General features: G+C 42.1%; 22 protein-coding genes and 1 tRNA gene. 14 read left to right on the forward strand and 9 right to left on the reverse strand.

Annotation, left to right across the window (positions count from 1 at the left end; translation table 11 throughout):
* Positions 1 to 5: 5 nt before the first annotated feature.
* Together AC6JA8_RS15040 and AC6JA8_RS15045 are read right to left on the reverse strand one after the other, a co-directional pair.
* The gene (locus AC6JA8_RS15040; protein WP_497974537.1) at positions 6 to 1,481 is read right to left on the reverse strand and encodes a hypothetical protein; all 1,476 of its coding nucleotides are present in this window, start codon (positions 1,479 to 1,481) and stop codon (positions 6 to 8) included.
* A gap of 31 nt (positions 1,482 to 1,512) precedes the next feature.
* A complete protein-coding gene (locus tag AC6JA8_RS15045) occupies positions 1,513 to 2,019 on the reverse strand; it encodes a shikimate kinase (RefSeq protein WP_497974538.1) in 507 nt (168 codons plus the stop codon).
* A gap of 59 nt (positions 2,020 to 2,078) precedes the next feature.
* Here AC6JA8_RS15045 and AC6JA8_RS15050 point away from each other — a divergent pair, with 59 nt between their 5' ends.
* The 11 genes from AC6JA8_RS15050 to AC6JA8_RS15100 all read left to right on the forward strand — a co-directional run bounded on the left by AC6JA8_RS15050 (position 2,079) and on the right by AC6JA8_RS15100 (position 9,997).
* Positions 2,079 to 2,591 (forward strand): YceD family protein, encoded by a 513-nt coding sequence (locus AC6JA8_RS15050; protein WP_497974539.1) that lies wholly within the window; start codon positions 2,079 to 2,081, stop codon positions 2,589 to 2,591.
* Between the two features lie 107 nt (positions 2,592 to 2,698).
* On the forward strand, positions 2,699 to 2,908 hold the full coding sequence (gene rpmF / locus AC6JA8_RS15055) for a 50S ribosomal protein L32 (RefSeq protein ID WP_142409055.1): 210 nt from the start codon (positions 2,699 to 2,701) through the stop codon (positions 2,906 to 2,908).
* A gap of 98 nt (positions 2,909 to 3,006) precedes the next feature.
* Entirely contained in the window at positions 3,007 to 4,008 is a 1,002-nt protein-coding gene (locus AC6JA8_RS15060; protein WP_142409054.1) for a beta-ketoacyl-ACP synthase III, read from the forward strand.
* Between the two features lie 15 nt (positions 4,009 to 4,023).
* On the forward strand, positions 4,024 to 4,968 hold the full coding sequence (gene fabD, locus AC6JA8_RS15065; protein ID WP_497974540.1) for an ACP S-malonyltransferase: 945 nt from the start codon (positions 4,024 to 4,026) through the stop codon (positions 4,966 to 4,968).
* A complete protein-coding gene (gene fabG / locus AC6JA8_RS15070; RefSeq protein WP_102244635.1) occupies positions 4,965 to 5,726 on the forward strand; it encodes a 3-oxoacyl-ACP reductase FabG in 762 nt (253 codons plus the stop codon). Before fabD ends, fabG begins: the two co-directional genes overlap by 4 nt.
* A gap of 51 nt (positions 5,727 to 5,777) precedes the next feature.
* Positions 5,778 to 6,005 (forward strand): acyl carrier protein, encoded by a 228-nt coding sequence (gene acpP, locus AC6JA8_RS15075; RefSeq protein ID WP_102244636.1) that lies wholly within the window; start codon positions 5,778 to 5,780, stop codon positions 6,003 to 6,005.
* A gap of 85 nt (positions 6,006 to 6,090) precedes the next feature.
* Positions 6,091 to 7,347 (forward strand): beta-ketoacyl-ACP synthase II, encoded by a 1,257-nt coding sequence (fabF, locus tag AC6JA8_RS15080; RefSeq protein WP_497974541.1) that lies wholly within the window; start codon positions 6,091 to 6,093, stop codon positions 7,345 to 7,347.
* A 2-nt stretch (positions 7,348 to 7,349) separates the two neighbouring features.
* The gene (gene glyA, locus AC6JA8_RS15085; protein WP_497974542.1) at positions 7,350 to 8,603 is read left to right on the forward strand and encodes a serine hydroxymethyltransferase; all 1,254 of its coding nucleotides are present in this window, start codon (positions 7,350 to 7,352) and stop codon (positions 8,601 to 8,603) included.
* Between the two features lie 2 nt (positions 8,604 to 8,605).
* Entirely contained in the window at positions 8,606 to 9,103 is a 498-nt protein-coding gene (gene nrdR / locus AC6JA8_RS15090) for a transcriptional regulator NrdR (protein WP_102244639.1), read from the forward strand.
* Entirely contained in the window at positions 9,087 to 9,575 is a 489-nt protein-coding gene (gene nusB, locus AC6JA8_RS15095; protein WP_497974543.1) for a transcription antitermination factor NusB, read from the forward strand. The genes nrdR and nusB overlap by 17 nt, the downstream gene beginning before the upstream one ends.
* A gap of 2 nt (positions 9,576 to 9,577) precedes the next feature.
* Entirely contained in the window at positions 9,578 to 9,997 is a 420-nt protein-coding gene (locus AC6JA8_RS15100; protein WP_497974544.1) for a hypothetical protein, read from the forward strand.
* On the opposite strand, the gene AC6JA8_RS15105 is transcribed toward AC6JA8_RS15100, so the two are convergent.
* From AC6JA8_RS15105 to AC6JA8_RS15120, 4 genes are read right to left on the reverse strand one after another with little or no spacing between them, the layout of a single operon-like run.
* A complete protein-coding gene (locus AC6JA8_RS15105) occupies positions 9,998 to 10,855 on the reverse strand; it encodes a class I SAM-dependent methyltransferase (RefSeq protein ID WP_497974545.1) in 858 nt (285 codons plus the stop codon).
* 19 nt (positions 10,856 to 10,874) lie between these two features.
* Positions 10,875 to 11,255, reverse strand: a complete 381-nt coding sequence (locus AC6JA8_RS15110; RefSeq protein ID WP_497974546.1) for a DUF6165 family protein — start codon at positions 11,253 to 11,255, stop codon at positions 10,875 to 10,877.
* A gap of 5 nt (positions 11,256 to 11,260) precedes the next feature.
* Positions 11,261 to 11,749, reverse strand: coding sequence for a transcription elongation factor GreB (gene greB / locus AC6JA8_RS15115; protein WP_497974547.1), 489 nt, complete (start codon positions 11,747 to 11,749; stop codon positions 11,261 to 11,263).
* On the reverse strand, positions 11,742 to 12,218 hold the full coding sequence (locus AC6JA8_RS15120) for a low molecular weight protein-tyrosine-phosphatase (protein WP_497974548.1): 477 nt from the start codon (positions 12,216 to 12,218) through the stop codon (positions 11,742 to 11,744). Before AC6JA8_RS15120 ends, greB begins: the two co-directional genes overlap by 8 nt.
* A gap of 63 nt (positions 12,219 to 12,281) precedes the next feature.
* On the opposite strand from AC6JA8_RS15120, the gene def reads away from it, so the two are divergent.
* On the forward strand, positions 12,282 to 12,839 hold the full coding sequence (def, locus tag AC6JA8_RS15125) for a peptide deformylase (RefSeq protein WP_497974549.1): 558 nt from the start codon (positions 12,282 to 12,284) through the stop codon (positions 12,837 to 12,839).
* A 2-nt stretch (positions 12,840 to 12,841) separates the two neighbouring features.
* Positions 12,842 to 13,483, forward strand: a complete 642-nt coding sequence (tsaA, locus tag AC6JA8_RS15130; RefSeq protein ID WP_497974550.1) for a tRNA (N6-threonylcarbamoyladenosine(37)-N6)-methyltransferase TrmO — start codon at positions 12,842 to 12,844, stop codon at positions 13,481 to 13,483.
* Here the strand turns inward: tsaA and AC6JA8_RS15135 are convergent.
* Entirely contained in the window at positions 13,476 to 13,748 is a 273-nt protein-coding gene (locus AC6JA8_RS15135; protein ID WP_497974551.1) for a hypothetical protein, read from the reverse strand. The genes tsaA and AC6JA8_RS15135 overlap by 8 nt on opposite strands.
* A gap of 3 nt (positions 13,749 to 13,751) precedes the next feature.
* A complete protein-coding gene (locus AC6JA8_RS15140) occupies positions 13,752 to 14,498 on the reverse strand; it encodes an SDR family NAD(P)-dependent oxidoreductase (protein ID WP_497974552.1) in 747 nt (248 codons plus the stop codon).
* A 170-nt stretch (positions 14,499 to 14,668) separates the two neighbouring features.
* Here AC6JA8_RS15140 and AC6JA8_RS15145 point away from each other — a divergent pair.
* Positions 14,669 to 14,745: transfer RNA gene (locus tag AC6JA8_RS15145), tRNA-Asp, on the forward strand.
* 91 nt (positions 14,746 to 14,836) lie between these two features.
* Here AC6JA8_RS15145 and AC6JA8_RS15150 read toward each other — a convergent pair.
* Positions 14,837 to 15,883, reverse strand: coding sequence for a hypothetical protein (locus tag AC6JA8_RS15150; RefSeq protein WP_497974553.1), 1,047 nt, complete (start codon positions 15,881 to 15,883; stop codon positions 14,837 to 14,839).
* Positions 15,884 to 15,971 lie beyond the last annotated feature (88 nt).

Genomic DNA, 15,971 nt, shown 5'->3' on the forward strand with positions numbered 1-15,971 from the left:
TTTTCCTACATATCTAAACTGGTTTTTGGTTCAACGAACGACCAGGCCTTCTTCGCCTCTTTTACAGGCTTAGTGATGGCCCCTTTAAGTTCGCTTTCAATTTCCAGAATCTTGGTTAAATAAGCATGTGCAGACATCGGAGACATCGTCACTTTCGGCTGGATCAATTGGGCCAGAACTCCTTCGGAGTCTTCAAAATATTTCCAGTACTGAAAGCGTCCTGAAAATTCTTTTAACTGATCAAAGAAAATATCCAGGTCTGCTGCTTTAACAACAAAGCCGATATTGCCGACACCGAATTCAAAAAATCTAAAATCTGTGCGCGTCTGAATTTCCAGCTTGTTGATAAACTCACTCATAAAGCGGTTCCAGAAAAAGCGGTTGGTCCCCTTTCTCATCACCACTTGCATAAGGCTTGAAAGATCTAAGTCAACCAGACGCATGTCCTGAGTCAGTTTATTTAGTTGAGCTTCATTAGCTGTCTGACCAAAAAGAAATTGATCCAGATAACTTAAGGCCTCAAAGCTCGAAGAGAATTTCCTGTTAGTTTCAATCGGCGCAGTCAGTTTATTTTTAAAACTTGCGTAGAAGCCGTTTAAATAAGCTTCCAGCATATGCCAGTCAAAATTATTAAAGAACGTTTCATTTTTTGATTTAATAAAAATCATTTTATCCGGCTTACTCTCTGATCCTTTGATCAAAAGAGAAACCAAATCACCACCCATAATATCTACGGCTACCTGAGTGGCCATATTCTGGGCAAAGAGTTCAATCCCGTGAGTGCAGGCCTGGCCTAACCACAGCGAAGGAATGTTTCTAAATTTTTGTAGATGAGAAATGGGTGAAATAAGTTTTTGTCCATTGAAAGAAAGTTCAAGGAACGCAAACTCTTCGATTTCATCGATACCGTGGAAAACTTTCTCCAGAGATTTAAAAAAGTCTGTTTCCAAACGAAGCTTTTCAAACTCCAGGCAAACACTTTTAACCATCGACTGATAATTGTCCGCTCGCTCTTCTTCACGCAGGGCCAGCTCCAGGCGTTCGATCTGTTCTTTTTGGGCAACCGTCGTCATCTTTAACATATGGTAGTGCTGCTCTAAAGAAGATACTTTATTCAGCCTTTTAAGAATCGCTTTAAGCGGGCCTTCGTAATTAGCCGACTGCTTAAGTGTTCCCAGGTGAAAAAAATTATGTGTCGACACCAAAAGAGGTTCAGTCTTATCTGTGTAGTAAAATAATAGTGGCATTTCTTCGGCGATGACCGCCGGGTGATCGCGAAGGACAAGTTCTCCTTCACTCATTTTTTTTACATCGACAATACAAAGGGCCGGTAAACGCTCCAGAGTTCCACTCCAGAAAGTTTTTAAGTCTTCATAGAAATGCGGAATCACTCCCAGTTTTTTAAAAACTGAAGAAATTTCCTTTACTTCATTTAAATCAGATAGAAGAAGCGCTACTGAGACTTTTCCTTCCGCTAGCATGGTACACCTAACCTCTTGTCAGTTTTATTTTTTATCCTTCTAAATTATGCACTAGAGAAGAGAGGGAAACAATCTTTTTTATGCCCTCTTCCGAGAGGTGGAGGTCAGCTTTTTGATAGAGAGGAAGACGTTTTTGATAGAGAGAGCGAAGTCCCTCTTCTCCAAGTTTTGTTTGGGGTCTATTAGAATCGTTTTTAATGCGCTCAAAACAAGTCTCAAAAGGCACGTCGAGAAAAACAAGTTTATGCTTTTTTGCAAGCTCCCAAAACCCTGGGGCTTCAATAGTTCCACCTCCCAAAGCAATGATCTTAGGAACTGGTGTATTGAGCATTTCATTGAGCAATAAGCTTTCTTTGTGGCGAAAAACTTCCAGCCCATGTTTGTTGATCCACTCTCCTAATTCACTGGGAAGAAGACCGACAGAAAGGGCAACAGCTGTGTCGAGATCGAGGGCTTCATAACCTAAATGATTGCGCTGAAAAGCCTCGACAAAAGTCGTTTTCCCACAGCCCATAAATCCACAAACCAAAATATTCACTCTAACCTCTAAACCCATTGTACTTTTAAAATCATCTGAGTTAAATGGGAGCCATGAATATGACAACAAAAATTAACACGCAGATCGACGCTCAAGTCCCTATTAACAAGTACAGCCACGACATCATTGAAGAGTACGAACTCTCTAATGAGAAGACTCCCTGGCTTCAGGGAATCCTGGACGAACTTCACGAACAATTAGATAAAGAAGACGTTTACCCGGCCGGCTCACTGCATTTAAAATTAAAAATTTCTCGAAAAAAGAATCCTCTTATCGGGGATCATTTAGTGGTTAGGGCCGAAATTGATGCGAAATACCATCTACCTTGTGGCCTTACTTTAGTGCCTTTGCCACAGCATATGGACCACAAAGTTAACGCAGCCTTCCTTCACGATTCGCAGGAAAAACAGCCGGAATATGCTGAAAGTACCACAGTTTTCGCTGATGGCGAGGAAATGGAGCTGTATTTTTATCGCAAAGGGTTGGCCGACATTATGGAATTCATCCATGAACAGATTTTCCTGGAAGTTCCGGCCTTCCCAAGAAGCGAGAGAACAGAAGATCAGGCCTAAAAGGCATGGTTACGTCAAAAAAACTTGCCGAACGAGTCTTTTTGTCGTATTGATTTACCCTCATATTTAATTTAAGTTGAAGTTACAAATTTGTCGCGGAGTATAAAATGGCAGTTCCTAAGAAGAAAAATTCAGTTTCAAGAAAAGGTTTAAGAAGAGCTGGTCAACACCATAAACTATATAGAAAACACCCAATGGCTTGTTCTAACTGTGGAGCACACGTTATGCCACACACTGTTTGTGGAGCTTGTGGATTCTACAAAGGTAAAGTTGTCGTTTCTGTAAAAGCTAACGAAACTGAAGAAGCTGCTCAATAATCATTAAGCAAATTTTGTCTTAAATATAAAAGCCCTTATCATTCAACCGAATATAAGGGCCTTTTTTTTAGGGCAATCAAAAAACATGGACGTCCAAAATGAAATCCTATGAAGCAAAAATTCTAGGCACTGGGATGTACGCTCCCAAAAAAATCCTAACAAACAAAGACCTGGAATCAATCGTTGAAACGAGTGATGAATGGATCTACACAAGAACAGGTATCAGAGAAAGAAGAATCTGTTCAACCGAAGGTGGCGAGTGGCCAACAGACATGGCCTACAATGCAACTCAAGACGCACTTAAAGCGGCCGGGTTACAACCAAACGATATCGACTTCATTATCTTCGCTTCAGTTACTCCCGACGTAAAACTTCCAAACTCAGCCTGTATTCTTCAAGTAAAACTGGGAATCACCAACAACTGTACATGTCTCGACATCTCAGTTGCCTGCTCTGGGTTTGTTTACGGTGTAAACATGGCCAACTCATTCATCAAAACAGGACTTGCAAAAAATGTTCTGGTTGTTGGATCAGAAATGCTTTCTCGCGAAGTGAACTGGAAAGATAGAAACTCATGCATTCTTTTCGGAGATGGATGTGGTGTAGCGATCGTTGGTCGCGCAGAAGAAGGTTCTGAATCAAAAATCTTAGCCAGCATCCTGAACTCTGATGGAACTGGTGGAGAATTCTTCGATCAACCAATCGGAGGGGCTGTTGCACCTATTACTCCTGAGCATATTCTTGAAGGCTCTCACTTCATGCAAATGAAAGGCAAAGAGATGTTCAAAGTTGCCACGAGAACTCTTGCTGAAAACGGCAGAAAAGTTCTTGAGATGGCCGGCATGACAAAAGAAGATGTGAAATGGGTTGTTCCTCACCAGGCCAACATCAGAATCATCGAAACCACTGCGAATCTTCTTGATGTGAGCATGGATAAGATGATCGTTAACATCGATAAATACGGAAACACTTCTGCTGCAACTGTGCCTATCGCTTTCCACGAAGCGATCGCTGATGGACGCATTAAGCGCGGAGACATTGTTTTATTCGACGCCTTTGGAGCAGGATTAACTGCCGGCGCGACATTATTAAGATACTAAAACAAAGGCTAATGAATGGGGATTAAATCAGTCACACTACTTTTTCCAGGACAAGGTTCACAATACGTTGGAATGGGAAAAAACCTGGACCAGGCACTTTTTGAAAAAGGAAATGAGATTTTAGGGTACGACCTAAAAAAACTTATGCACGAAGGGCCAGAAGAAGAACTGAAACTTACTCACAACACTCAACCGGCAATTCTAAAACACTCAGTTGCACTTTATAACCAACTGGACACACTTCTAAAAAAATACAACGTAAAAGTAGACCGCGTTCTTGGCCACTCTGTGGGCGAGTACGCAGCTCTTGTTGTTGCGGGCGTTCTTTCTCCATACGATGCCATTCATGCTGTTCACCTTCGCGGGAAATACATGCAGGAAGCGGTGCCTGTCGGAAAAGGAAAGATGTTTGCTATTTTAAAAGTTCCAGCTGACGTTGTGACTGAAGCTTGTAGACAGGCTTCAAAACCTGGTTCAGAAGTTATGCCAGCAAACTTCAACGACCCTTCTCAGATCGTTATCTCAGGAGAAAGTGAAGCTTGTGCGCGCGCAGTTGCGTGGCTTGCTGAAAACTTCAAAGAAGCTCATAGAGCAATGGAGTTAAACGTATCGGCTCCATTCCACTCTTCTCTTATGAAGCCAGCTGCTGATCAGTTAAAAGCGGCCTTCGAAAAATTTAAATGGCATGAAAACAAAATTCCATACATCGCTAACATCGATGCAACGGAATATGCTGCTGGAACAAATCCAGAAACCATCATCAACAACCTATACCACCAGGCCTATGGTCCGGTGTTATGGACGCAATCAATTGAAAAACTTCCATCGGACACACTTTGTATTGAAGTTGGTCCAGGAAAAGTTCTCATGGGTCTAGTTCGCAAGATTAACAAAGACATTAAAGTGATCCCTCTGGATAGAGACGAAGCACTTGCTGAAATTGAGGAGCTATTAAAATGATCGCAACTTACAATGATTTAAAAGGTAAAACAGTTCTTATTACTGGTGCATCTCGTGGACTTGGAAGAAAAATGGCAGAAGCTCTTGCAACTCAAGGCGCTCACGTTGTTTTCAACTACAGAGGTGATGAAGCCGCTGCCATGAAGTTAAAAGAAGAACTTCAAGCTAAAGGCGCTTCAAATGTGACAGCTCTTCTTTTTGACGTAACTAACACTGCTCAAATGAAAGAAGCCGTAGAAAAATTTGTTGAAACGAACGGCCCCATTACAGGTCTAGTGAACAACGCTGGTATTTCTAAAGATCAAATCGTTCTTCGTATGAAAGAAGAAGACGTTGTTCAAACAATCAACACGAACTTAACATCAGCTATTATGCTGACTCAGATCCTTTCTAGAAGCTTCCTTAAAGCTGAGAATGTTTCAGTGGTAAACATCAGCTCAATCGTAGGTCTTATGGGGAACGCAAGCCAGATCGCCTACTCTGCTTCAAAGGCAGGATTGATCGGATTTACAAAGTCTTACGCTAAGGAACTTGCTTCGAGAAATGTTCGTTGTAACGCAATCTGTCCAGGATTTATTACAACAGATATGACTCACGCTCTAGACGAGAAAGTAAAGGACGCTTATTTAAACTCTATCCCATTAAAACGTATGGGAGAGGCCGATGAAGTAGCGAACTTAGTTTGCTTTTTACTAAGCAGTGCATCGTCATATATCACTGGAGAAACGATTAAAATTGACGGTGGATTATATATCTAATACAAATACTAATACTTATTTTTTTAGAAGATTAATTTCAGGAGTTATTGAATGAAAGACAAGGTTATTAAACTAATCAGCGACGCTACAAAAATTGATATCGCTAAAATCAATCTTGAAACAAGTTTCGTTGACGATCTAAACCTAGACTCACTAGATATCGTAGAACTAATGATGAAAATGGAAGACGAATTTGGTGTAGAAATTCCTGAGGAAGATGCTGAAGGACTAAAAACGGTAAAAGATATCGTTGCTTACCTAGAAAAGAAACAAGCTTAATCGCTTTCTTGATTTAAGGCCTCGAAAGAGGCCTTTGTAGTTTTTACGGGATAATTTTTCGAATTAAAATGTTTACGGAGGCCATATGACCGAAGGTAGAAAACTCAACAGAGTAGCCATCACAGGTATGGGAATGATCAATGGACTTGGTCACAATCTAAAAGACGTTTGGGCAAATGCACTTGAAGGAAAATCAGGTGTCTCTTTGGTTGAACAAATTAACACTGAATTACTTACGACAAAATTTGCAGGTGAAGTAAAGAACTTCGAACTTGCTGCAGACATATTAGACGCAAAAGAAGCTGCCAAATACGACCGCTTCATTCACTTTGCTATGCACTCGACTCACGAAGCTCTAGCTGATGCTGGTCTTCTTGAAAACCGTCCATACGACATGGACAGAATGGGTTGTATCCTGGGTGTTGGTATCGGTGGATTCCCTGAAATCGAAAATACGGCAAAGACTCTTTTTGAAAAAGGGCCAAGACGTGTTTCTCCTTTCTTTATTCCAGCGATCATCCCTAACATGCCATCAGGACTTGTAACTATTCGCTACAATCTTGGTGGATTAAACTTCGCTATCGCTTCAGCTTGTGCTTCAGCTGCTCACGCACTGACATCTGCTTGTTACGAAATCATGTTTGGAAGACAAGACATGATGGTTTCAGGTGGAGCTGAATCTGTTATCTGTAATCTTTCAATTGCCGGTTTCGGTAACATGAAAGCGCTTTCAAAAAGAAACGATGACCCGGCCACAGCTTCTCGTCCATACGATGCTGACCGCGACGGATTCGTGCTTGGTGAAGGTGCCGGTATTTTAATTTTAGAAAACTACGACAAAGCAGTTGCTCGTGGAGCAAAAATTTACGCTGAAATCGTGGGCCATGGTGCAACTTCGGATGCCCACCACATTACAGCTCCGCACCCTGAAGGTGATGGTGCTTACAGATCAATGAAAATGGCGATTGAAGACGCCGGCGTTGATTTAAAAGAAATTGGTTACGTAAACGCTCACGGGACATCGACTCCACTTGGAGACATCGGCGAACTAAGAGCGATCAAGAGAACATTCGGCGATCACGCTTACAACCTGAACGTGTCTTCGACAAAATCGATGACAGGACATTTACTTGGAGCTGCCGGCGGGATTGAAACAATCTTCTGTGCGATGGCACTTCACACAGGGATGATTCCTCCAACGATCAACGTTCATAACCTTGATCCGGAATGCGACCTGAACATCACGGCCAACAAAGCTGTAAAGAAAGACATTAAGTACGCCCTAAACAACTCGTTTGGTTTCGGTGGAACGAACTCTTCACTACTTCTTAAAAAGGTTTAATCATGTTTAATAAAAATGCGACTTCAGTAAAAACTATGGACCCGGAAATCTACGCGATCATCGAAAGAGAGCGCGTTCGTCAGGAAGATGGTCTTGAGCTGATCGCTTCTGAGAACTACACTTCACAAGCCGTTATGGAAGCTCAGGGCTCAATCCTGACTAACAAATACGCTGAAGGTCTTCCAAACAAGCGCTACTACGGTGGGTGCGAGTTTGTTGACCAGTCTGAAATCCTGGCGATCGAAAGAGTCAACAAGATCTTCGGGTCAAAGTTCGCTAACGTTCAGCCGCACTCTGGTTCTCAGGCAAACATGGGAGCTTACTTCGCAACGATCAATCCAGGCGATAAAGTCCTGGGGATGAACCTTGCAGAAGGTGGACACTTAACTCACGGGTCCCCTGTTAACTTCTCAGGAAAACTTTTTAACTTTGTTGCTTACGGACTGAACTACGAAACGGAAAGAATCGATTTCAACATCGTTCGCGAGCAAGCAAAAAAAGAACAACCAAAACTTATCGTGGCGGGAGCTTCTGCTTACCCTCGCGAAATCGACTTCAAAACGTTTAAAGAAATTGCTGATGAAGTTGGTGCAAAACTAATGGTTGATATGGCCCACATCGCAGGATTAGTAGCAGCAGGGTTACACAACTCTCCTGTTCCTCACGCTGACGTAACGACATCAACAACTCATAAAACTCTTCGCGGACCACGCGGAGGGATTATTTTAACAAACAACGAAGAACTGTTTAAAAAGCTTAACTCAAACATCTTCCCTGGTATTCAGGGTGGTCCACTTGAGCACGTGATTGCCGCTAAAGCAGTTGCTTTCCACGAAGCTCTTCAACCAGACTACGTGGCCTACCAAAAACAAGTGATCGCCAACGCTAAAGCGCTTGCAGCTGCTTTAACAAACAAAGGCATCGCTCTTGTTTCTGGTGGAACAGACAACCACCTTGTTCTGGTAAAAACAGACTCGGTTGGGCTTTCTGGTAAAGAAGCTGAACACGCTCTTGAGCTTGCAGGTATCACATGTAACAAAAACATGGTGCCTCAAGATAAGCGCTCTCCGTTTGTAACTTCAGGTGTGCGTTTAGGAACTCCAGCGATCACAACTCGCGGACTAACTGAATCTCACATGGAAACATTAGCTTCATGGATTAACGAAGCACTAAGAAACGCGACGAATGAAGAAGCGTTAAAGAAAATCAGAACTCAGGTCTTAGACCTTTGTAAATCATACCCGGTATATAAGTAAGTATGCATTGTCCAAGTTGTAACGCCCAAGACACGAGAGTTATCGATTCCAGAATGCTGGTAGAAGAAAACTCTGTTCGCCGTCGCCGTAAGTGCGATGCGTGTGAAACTCGTTTTACAACGTACGAGAACATTCAGATTCAGATGCCTCTTATCGTAAAGAAAGACGGACGTCGTGAAGCTTACAACCGTGAAAAAATCATGAAAGGGTTAAACAAGGCCTGTCAGAAGAGAAACGTCTCAACTGACCAGATCAACCAACTCTTAAACAGCGTAGAGAGATCTCTACTTGAAATCTCAAGAACAGAAGTGCGCGCCCGCGACTTAGGTGAAATTATCATGGACCGTCTAAAGGAACTTGATCGTGTGGCCTACGTTCGTTATGCCTCTTTCTACTGGGACTTCAAGGACATCGAAGAATTCGTCTACGGTCTAAAAAACAAACTACACTCAGTTAAATCTATCAGCGATAAAGGTGACAAACGTGACATCCAACACTAATACGACAAAAAGAACTATCGGCCGCGAGTACGCCTTTAAATTTATCTACAAGCACCTGCTTAATGACTTCTCTTCAGAAAAAAGCGAAATCATCAATGACAGCAAAGCGCTTAACGATGCCCTAAATCTTTTCGATGATTCATACCACGAAGAAGACTCTGAGCACCCGGATAACAAAATCGACATCCACACAAAGATGTTTGCGAAAGAACTTATCTTAGGATCTCTAAGACAAGAGCCGACAAACTCTAAACTGATCGAAAAATACCTGGCCAACAATAACCTTCAAAAAGTAGACCGCATGAATCTTGCTGTTCTTCTTTTAGGTTCATATGAAATCCTAAGCGACAAAGACACACCTGCAGGTGTTTTCATCAACGAGTACGTCAACATCGCTAAAAAATACTGCCCTAATGACTCTCACGGCTTCATTAACAGTGTTTTAGATAAGATCGCTAAGGATCACCGCTAATCATGTACAAAAGCGCAAGACCGGCCTTATCCATTCTCGATCAATTCACCCCAGAGGTGCTTGGGATCTTTTGGATAACCCGCGATGAGCTCTCACGCGACCTGATTGGCTTCGACGATTTCAATTACCTTTTTGATGGGCTGATTTCCCAATACCTTTATGGACAGGCGGTCAGCACGGATAAACACGCCCATATTTTTTTCACCCAAAATTTCAACGATAAGGTTTTCCTGGCCCACTTAAGGACAAAGGATTTAACCAAGTCACAAATCTCTGGTGATATCGATGAGCAGATCGCCCTCCTTCAAGGGAACAACTCTGCACGCAAGACAATTTTGATTTTTGATAAGACCGAACACGAATGGTTGCCTGAACTCAAAAAGCGCTATTCGCAGTTTGAGTTCAAGCAATTAGAAAATTAATTAAGGTTGAGCACAAATGTAAGTAACCCATGACTCGCAGTTTTCTGCTTTCAGGGATTTCTTAAAGACACCGTTTCCAGTTCCATCTTTATCCACGCCTTCCCAGTAAATATGAGTTTTAGAGAATCCTGCATCTTCCAGGATATCCATTAACTCGCGAGCGTCCCACATTCTCCAGTCGTATTGGAAAACTTTTTCATGCTTAACACCGTCAGCAGTTTTAAAGTGAATGTAATACATGCACTCTGCCGTTAGCGGGTTATAGCTACTGCAGTCCCAGTAGTATGTGTGGTTTTTGTGTTTTACTGACTCTTCAAGTTCCTGGCGGCTTTCAGTTCCACCGAACATATCAATTAAGAAGATCGAGTCTTTTTTCATGTGCTTTCTTACTGACGAGAAGTACGCCAGAAGATCTTTTCTTTTCTTGAAAAGGTAGTAAGAGAAGTTAAAAGCAACAACAACGTCCGTTTTGAAATCAAAAGTCTGCATAACGTTCGCGTTGATGTATTTCATACGCGATTGTTCATCTTCATCAAGTTCGCTGAAGTGGTTAACGAATCCGTAAGAGATTGGCTCCATATCCAGGTCGATACCGTAAGCTTTGTGTTTATCACCCTGCTCTACCCATTCGCAGGCAAGCATACCAGTTCCACAAAAGTCTTCACGAAGTGTAAGAGGTGCACGTCCATAAAGGGCCTTGTACTCTTTATTGATGAAGTCGATGTCAGCTTGCGGGTTTTGAACCGAGGCCAGGTACAGGCGGTACTTTTCGTCGCGTGAGAGCTTAGGCGTTTTTTTCGCTGCTACTTTCTTGGTTGTTCTCTGTTCATCTCTCGTGTTAGTTCTTTTAATCGCCATGGATTCTCGCCTTGATTCCTTAATAGTCTTTGTAAGACTTGACCTCTTGAAGGCCGGATTTATAAGTTGTGTTGATCGTGTTTTTTCTTCTAAAGCGCTCATCATTAGTGATGTAAACGGCGCGGGCAAGCTCGATAAAAGCGCTACCGAAATCTTTATCTCTTTCCAGGTCGCGGATATCGTCTTCAATCTTCCAAAGTTTCAGGTTCACATCGATCATTTGGTTTAAATGAAAGTCGATGTTTTCAAGCTTTAATGAAGCCAGCGTCTTTGAAAGAGTTTCCTCTTCTTTTTTAACGTGTTTTAACTTTTCAGCGTCAGTGATTTTTTCCAGCTTAATTTTTAAGATAGAAATCTTGTCGACCAATTCACCTAAAGAGACTTCACAATTTATATTCATAAACTTTACTCGATGCTCACGTACTCAATTTCGATGATTTCGTAAGACTTTGTCCCTGCGGGTACTTTGAGCAAAATTGTATCACCAACTTCTTTGCCAATCAAAGAACTTCCAAGGGGGGAGCGCCAACTAATCTGGTTTTTTTCGGTATTAATCTCATCGACACCGACAATGGAAACAGTCTTCTCTTCCCCGTCCTCTTCATCTGCGATGGTAACCGTCGCCCCAAACTGGACTTTCTCGCTTTTGACGCTAAGTGGATCTACCACCACGGCCAGCTCGATGCGCGAGCTTAAGAAGCGGACACGCTTGTCGATTTCACGCATACGCTTTTTGCCGTAGATGTAATCAGCATTCTCCGATCTATCGCCGTTTGAAGCGGCCCAGGCCACGGTTTTCGTCACTTCAGGGCGCTCGACTCGGGCCAGCTGATGAAGCTCGTCCTGCAGTCGTTTAAAGCCTTGTGGCGTAATATAGTTTTTTTCTTTATTCATGAATTTTCTTTAATAACCCTTCGCAAGCATCGAGCACTAAATCTAACACCAGGTCGAAGTCTTTTTTTGATCCATAGTACGGATCTGGGATTTCATTAAAGCGCTTTTTAAAATCTGCATTTAAAAAGTAATCAGTCATCATACAAAGCTTCGCTGCTAGTTGGTCATCACCAGCGATTTTTTTCGCATTAGAAAAGTTGCTTTTGTCCATGCAAACAATCAGGTCAAACTTTTCAAAATCTGATTTTAAAAGTGGTCGTGACTTGGAAGGAAGACGAATATTTCTTAATCCCGCCTGAGCAATCATGCGATGGTCAGGGTCATGTCCTTCATGAAAGCCGCTCGTTCCGGCGGAGTCAATCAAGAAGCCTGCTTCCAGTCCCTTTTGTTTAATTAAATGCACCATGGCCCCTTCCGCTGCAGGAGAGCGACAGATATTGCCAAGACAAACAAATAACACCTTTTTCATGCCATAAGCTTACTCTATTCCACAAATTATGCTAAGAATTTAATAGGAAACGAGGAGTAATTTATGGCAATCCGCAAAGTCATCCGCATGGGACATCCGACATTGAGAAAAATCGCTGAACAGGTGCCTGTGAGCGAGCTTAAAACTCCTGAGTTCAAACAACTCCTAGTCGATATGTACGAAACCATGAAACACGAAGGTGGTATTGGTATCGCTGCTCCTCAAATCGACGTTTCTAAACAAGTCACTCTTATTGAACTTCCAGAAAACAATTCACGTTACGGTGATCTTGAAGGAACTCCTCTGATGGTTATCATCAATCCAGTGATCAAAGACCTGACGACTGAACACCAGGGATTCTGGGAAGGATGTTTATCGGTTCCGGGACTGCGCGGTTTTGTCGAAAGACCAAAAAAAGTTCAAATCGATTACCTTAACGAGCACGGTGAACCAAAACAAATTATCGCTGAAGATTTCCTGGCCACAGTTTTCCAGCATGAGCTAGATCACCTATTCGGGAAACTCTACATCGACCGCATCACTGATACGACAAAGATCTCTTACAACGAAGAGTTCTCACAATTCGTAAATGCTCACCCAGACGATCAACTGGACGAGTAGTCTTGAAAAAGATTGCCCGTATTCACTCCCCTTACAAAGAGAAATTCTCCATCCCCCGCCAGCCGGGACTCACGTCGATTGAATCGACAATAGAACTTCTTTCTCCCTTTAATCGCACTGAAGCGCTGATGGGACTAGAGGGCTTTTCACATTTGTGGGTGATCTTTGAGTTTCATGAAGTGAAAGCGACTGATGAAAGTTCGCTCACTGTGCGTCCGCCAAGATTAGGTGGAAATACAAAACAAGGTGTCTTTGCCACGCGCTCGCCTTTTAGACCGAACAATATTGGATTGTCTCTGGTTAAGATTGAGAGAATTGAAGGGACGAAGATTGTTGTTTCTGGTGGAGATTTTTTGGATCAGACACCGGTTTATGATTTAAAGCCTTACTTAAAAGAGATTGAGTCGCTGCCAGAAGCCGTGTCTGGGTGGACGGATGAGATGGAAATAAAGAGGCTTTCGGTGGTGTTTAAATGTGAGTGTGATTCTGAACTAAAAGATAAAATTGTCGATATTCTCTCTCTTGATCCCCGCCCTCGCTTTCACGAGGACGGTTACAAAACATACGGCTCGAGACTTTTTGATGTCGATGTTCACTGGGAAGTTTTAGACAACACAGTGTTCGTTACAAAAATTCTTACTTAAGAGTACATCCCGAATCAGTCGCCCCTTGAAGGCTTAAACCTTTTCCGGCCATTGCCGATTCTTTTTTCTTTTCTTCAAGTTTCTTAAGCACGTCTTCTTTCGTATCACATGGAGCTTCAGCAGATTTTGCTGTCTCTAATTTTTTTGGTTGTTTTTTAGCGTCGGCCGCCTGAACACTTGGTGGAAGGATGGCGCTCTTTGCTTTGGTTTGAGCGAATGTTGATGTTGAAACTAGAACTAAAGCTAAAACTAAAAGAGATTTCATTCCCTACTCCTCACTATAATTGAACATCTTTAAGTTCATAATTAAACGATATAAACTTCTAGGCATCTTATCTAAAATCGAAACCACAACCTTCATTCTGAATGGGAAAACATAAAGCACTTTCTTTTTTTCAATCGCACGCTTAATCAGTCTCGCCGCCTTATCCGCACTCATCAGAAATGGCATCTTGTGATTGTTTTGTTTTGTTAACGGCGTATCAACAAACCCCGGTGCAATCGCCGTGACATTAATCCCTTTCGGCTTTAAGTCCAGCGCATACGATTCACACAGTTTTAAAACAGCCGCTTTTGAAGCACTGTAAGCACCTGCCCCCGGAAGCCCCATGAAGCCCGCCACTGATGCTGTCGCAATCAAGTGTCCCTTCTTTCTTGGCATCATGATTTCAAGAGCGATATCGAAGGTATTGAGAACACCTTTGACGTTGATGTCGATAATCTCATTGGCCACCGAGAATTGTGGTGTCTTTGATTTCGCACCTACCGATCTTCCAGCATTAGCGAAAACCATATCCAGCTCAACCGGAGCAAAGTCATGAATCGCTTTATAAAGATCTTCTCTATTTGTGACATCCACTTCGTAACAGACGAGCTGCTTATACTTATTTCTGATTTCAGCCGGGAACTTGCTTAGGTTGCGGGCACAAACGCCCACGCGATGACCTTCTTCAAGGTAGAGCTTGGCCAGGGCCAAACCAATTCCAGTTGTTCCACCAGTAATAAAAATATTCACAAAACTCCTAAGACCACTAAGCTGTTATTTTTGTACTAATAGTCTAGGACTTTTCCATTGGGGGGACAATCTTTAAGCATTGCGAAACGCATTTTTTTTAAGAAATCCTCAAAGTTTTATCTTGACGAAAAACCTTCGATTCCTTATATTTTAGCTTCTTTAAGATTGCTGGGGGCGTAGTTAAGTTGGTTATAACGTCTGCCTGTCACGCAGAAGGCCGAGGGTTCGAGTCCCTTCGCTCCCGCCATTTTAAAAGACATACAAAATTCAGAACTATTAGGATTAGCCCCGCAGAAATGTGGGGCTTTTTCGTTTTGGTCCACACTCTTTATCCAGTCTTAATTAAATAAAAAATCCAGCGAAAATGAGTTAGGAAGAATGTCTTTTGATTTTTCATCAAACCAGACACCTTTAACTAATTCTCCACCTTCACGTCCGCGATAAATGAGTCCTTTGGCCTTATGGTTTTGAGAAAAACCATCAACCCATTTTGAAAATAACTCAGGATCAAAAAACACTGTTTTTCTTCCAGCCCCACTTTCGGCCCATGAAACTGCAGTTCCTTTCAAAAGGTTCCATGCACCGATTTCCGGATTTTGTTTTTCTGTTTCGAGCATAGATAACGGAATTTCAACTGTTCTTAAAAACTCTGAGCCAAATTCTCCTGGCTTAATTTTATCAATCATTGGAATAATATTTAATCGTTGTAAAAAACTAATCGCAAAAGATGAACAAATAGATCCTTCACCTTTATGTGGATTTGCATCCAGTCCACCGTAACGTTGATCAAGTCCACAGGCCTTGAATTCGGATAAATATTTTAAAAGCTCTTCGCATGAGCCAGGCCTTAAATTAATTCCCATGTAGTGTAGGTTACCAACTTTCTTTCTTCGGATATCGATTTCTTCCTGAAGCTCTTGGCTTGTATTAAAATAACCTTTGGCCGCAGTGGTGAAATGTGAAAAGCTTTTTCCTTTAATCATAAGGCCACTAACGACCTCAGTACTTGGAGACGACATTCCTGTTAAGATTGAAGGATACCCGGCACAAGATAATTGTACGAACATGTGGCCGACGGAATGCGATTTAATCAACACTCGTTTTTTTATCGGATTGAAATTATGATCAAAATCATCGTCTTCATAGCTTTCTGAAAGCAATGAGTTTTTAACAATAGTATCGAATAGATTTTTAGGCGTTGACCAGTCAATTGGAGTCGGAGGATTAACGGAATAAATAATCAGCTGATTTTGTTCCAGAGCATCTTTCGACAAAATCACGCCATTGAGATCTTTTTTCTTAAGAGATTGCGGTGTATTGCAAATAGGCTCAAATGCATGTGCCCAAGTTGAAAAAACGATGAGTAAAAGAAGATACCTTTTCATAGGGAAATTATAACAATTGATGATTTCAGGAAGGGGCGATATGAAGAATTTCCAAGGGGGTGCTATTATTTTAGTCAGCCTCAAGTTA

The sequence above is a fragment of the Bacteriovorax sp. HI3 genome, assembly GCF_059738875.1.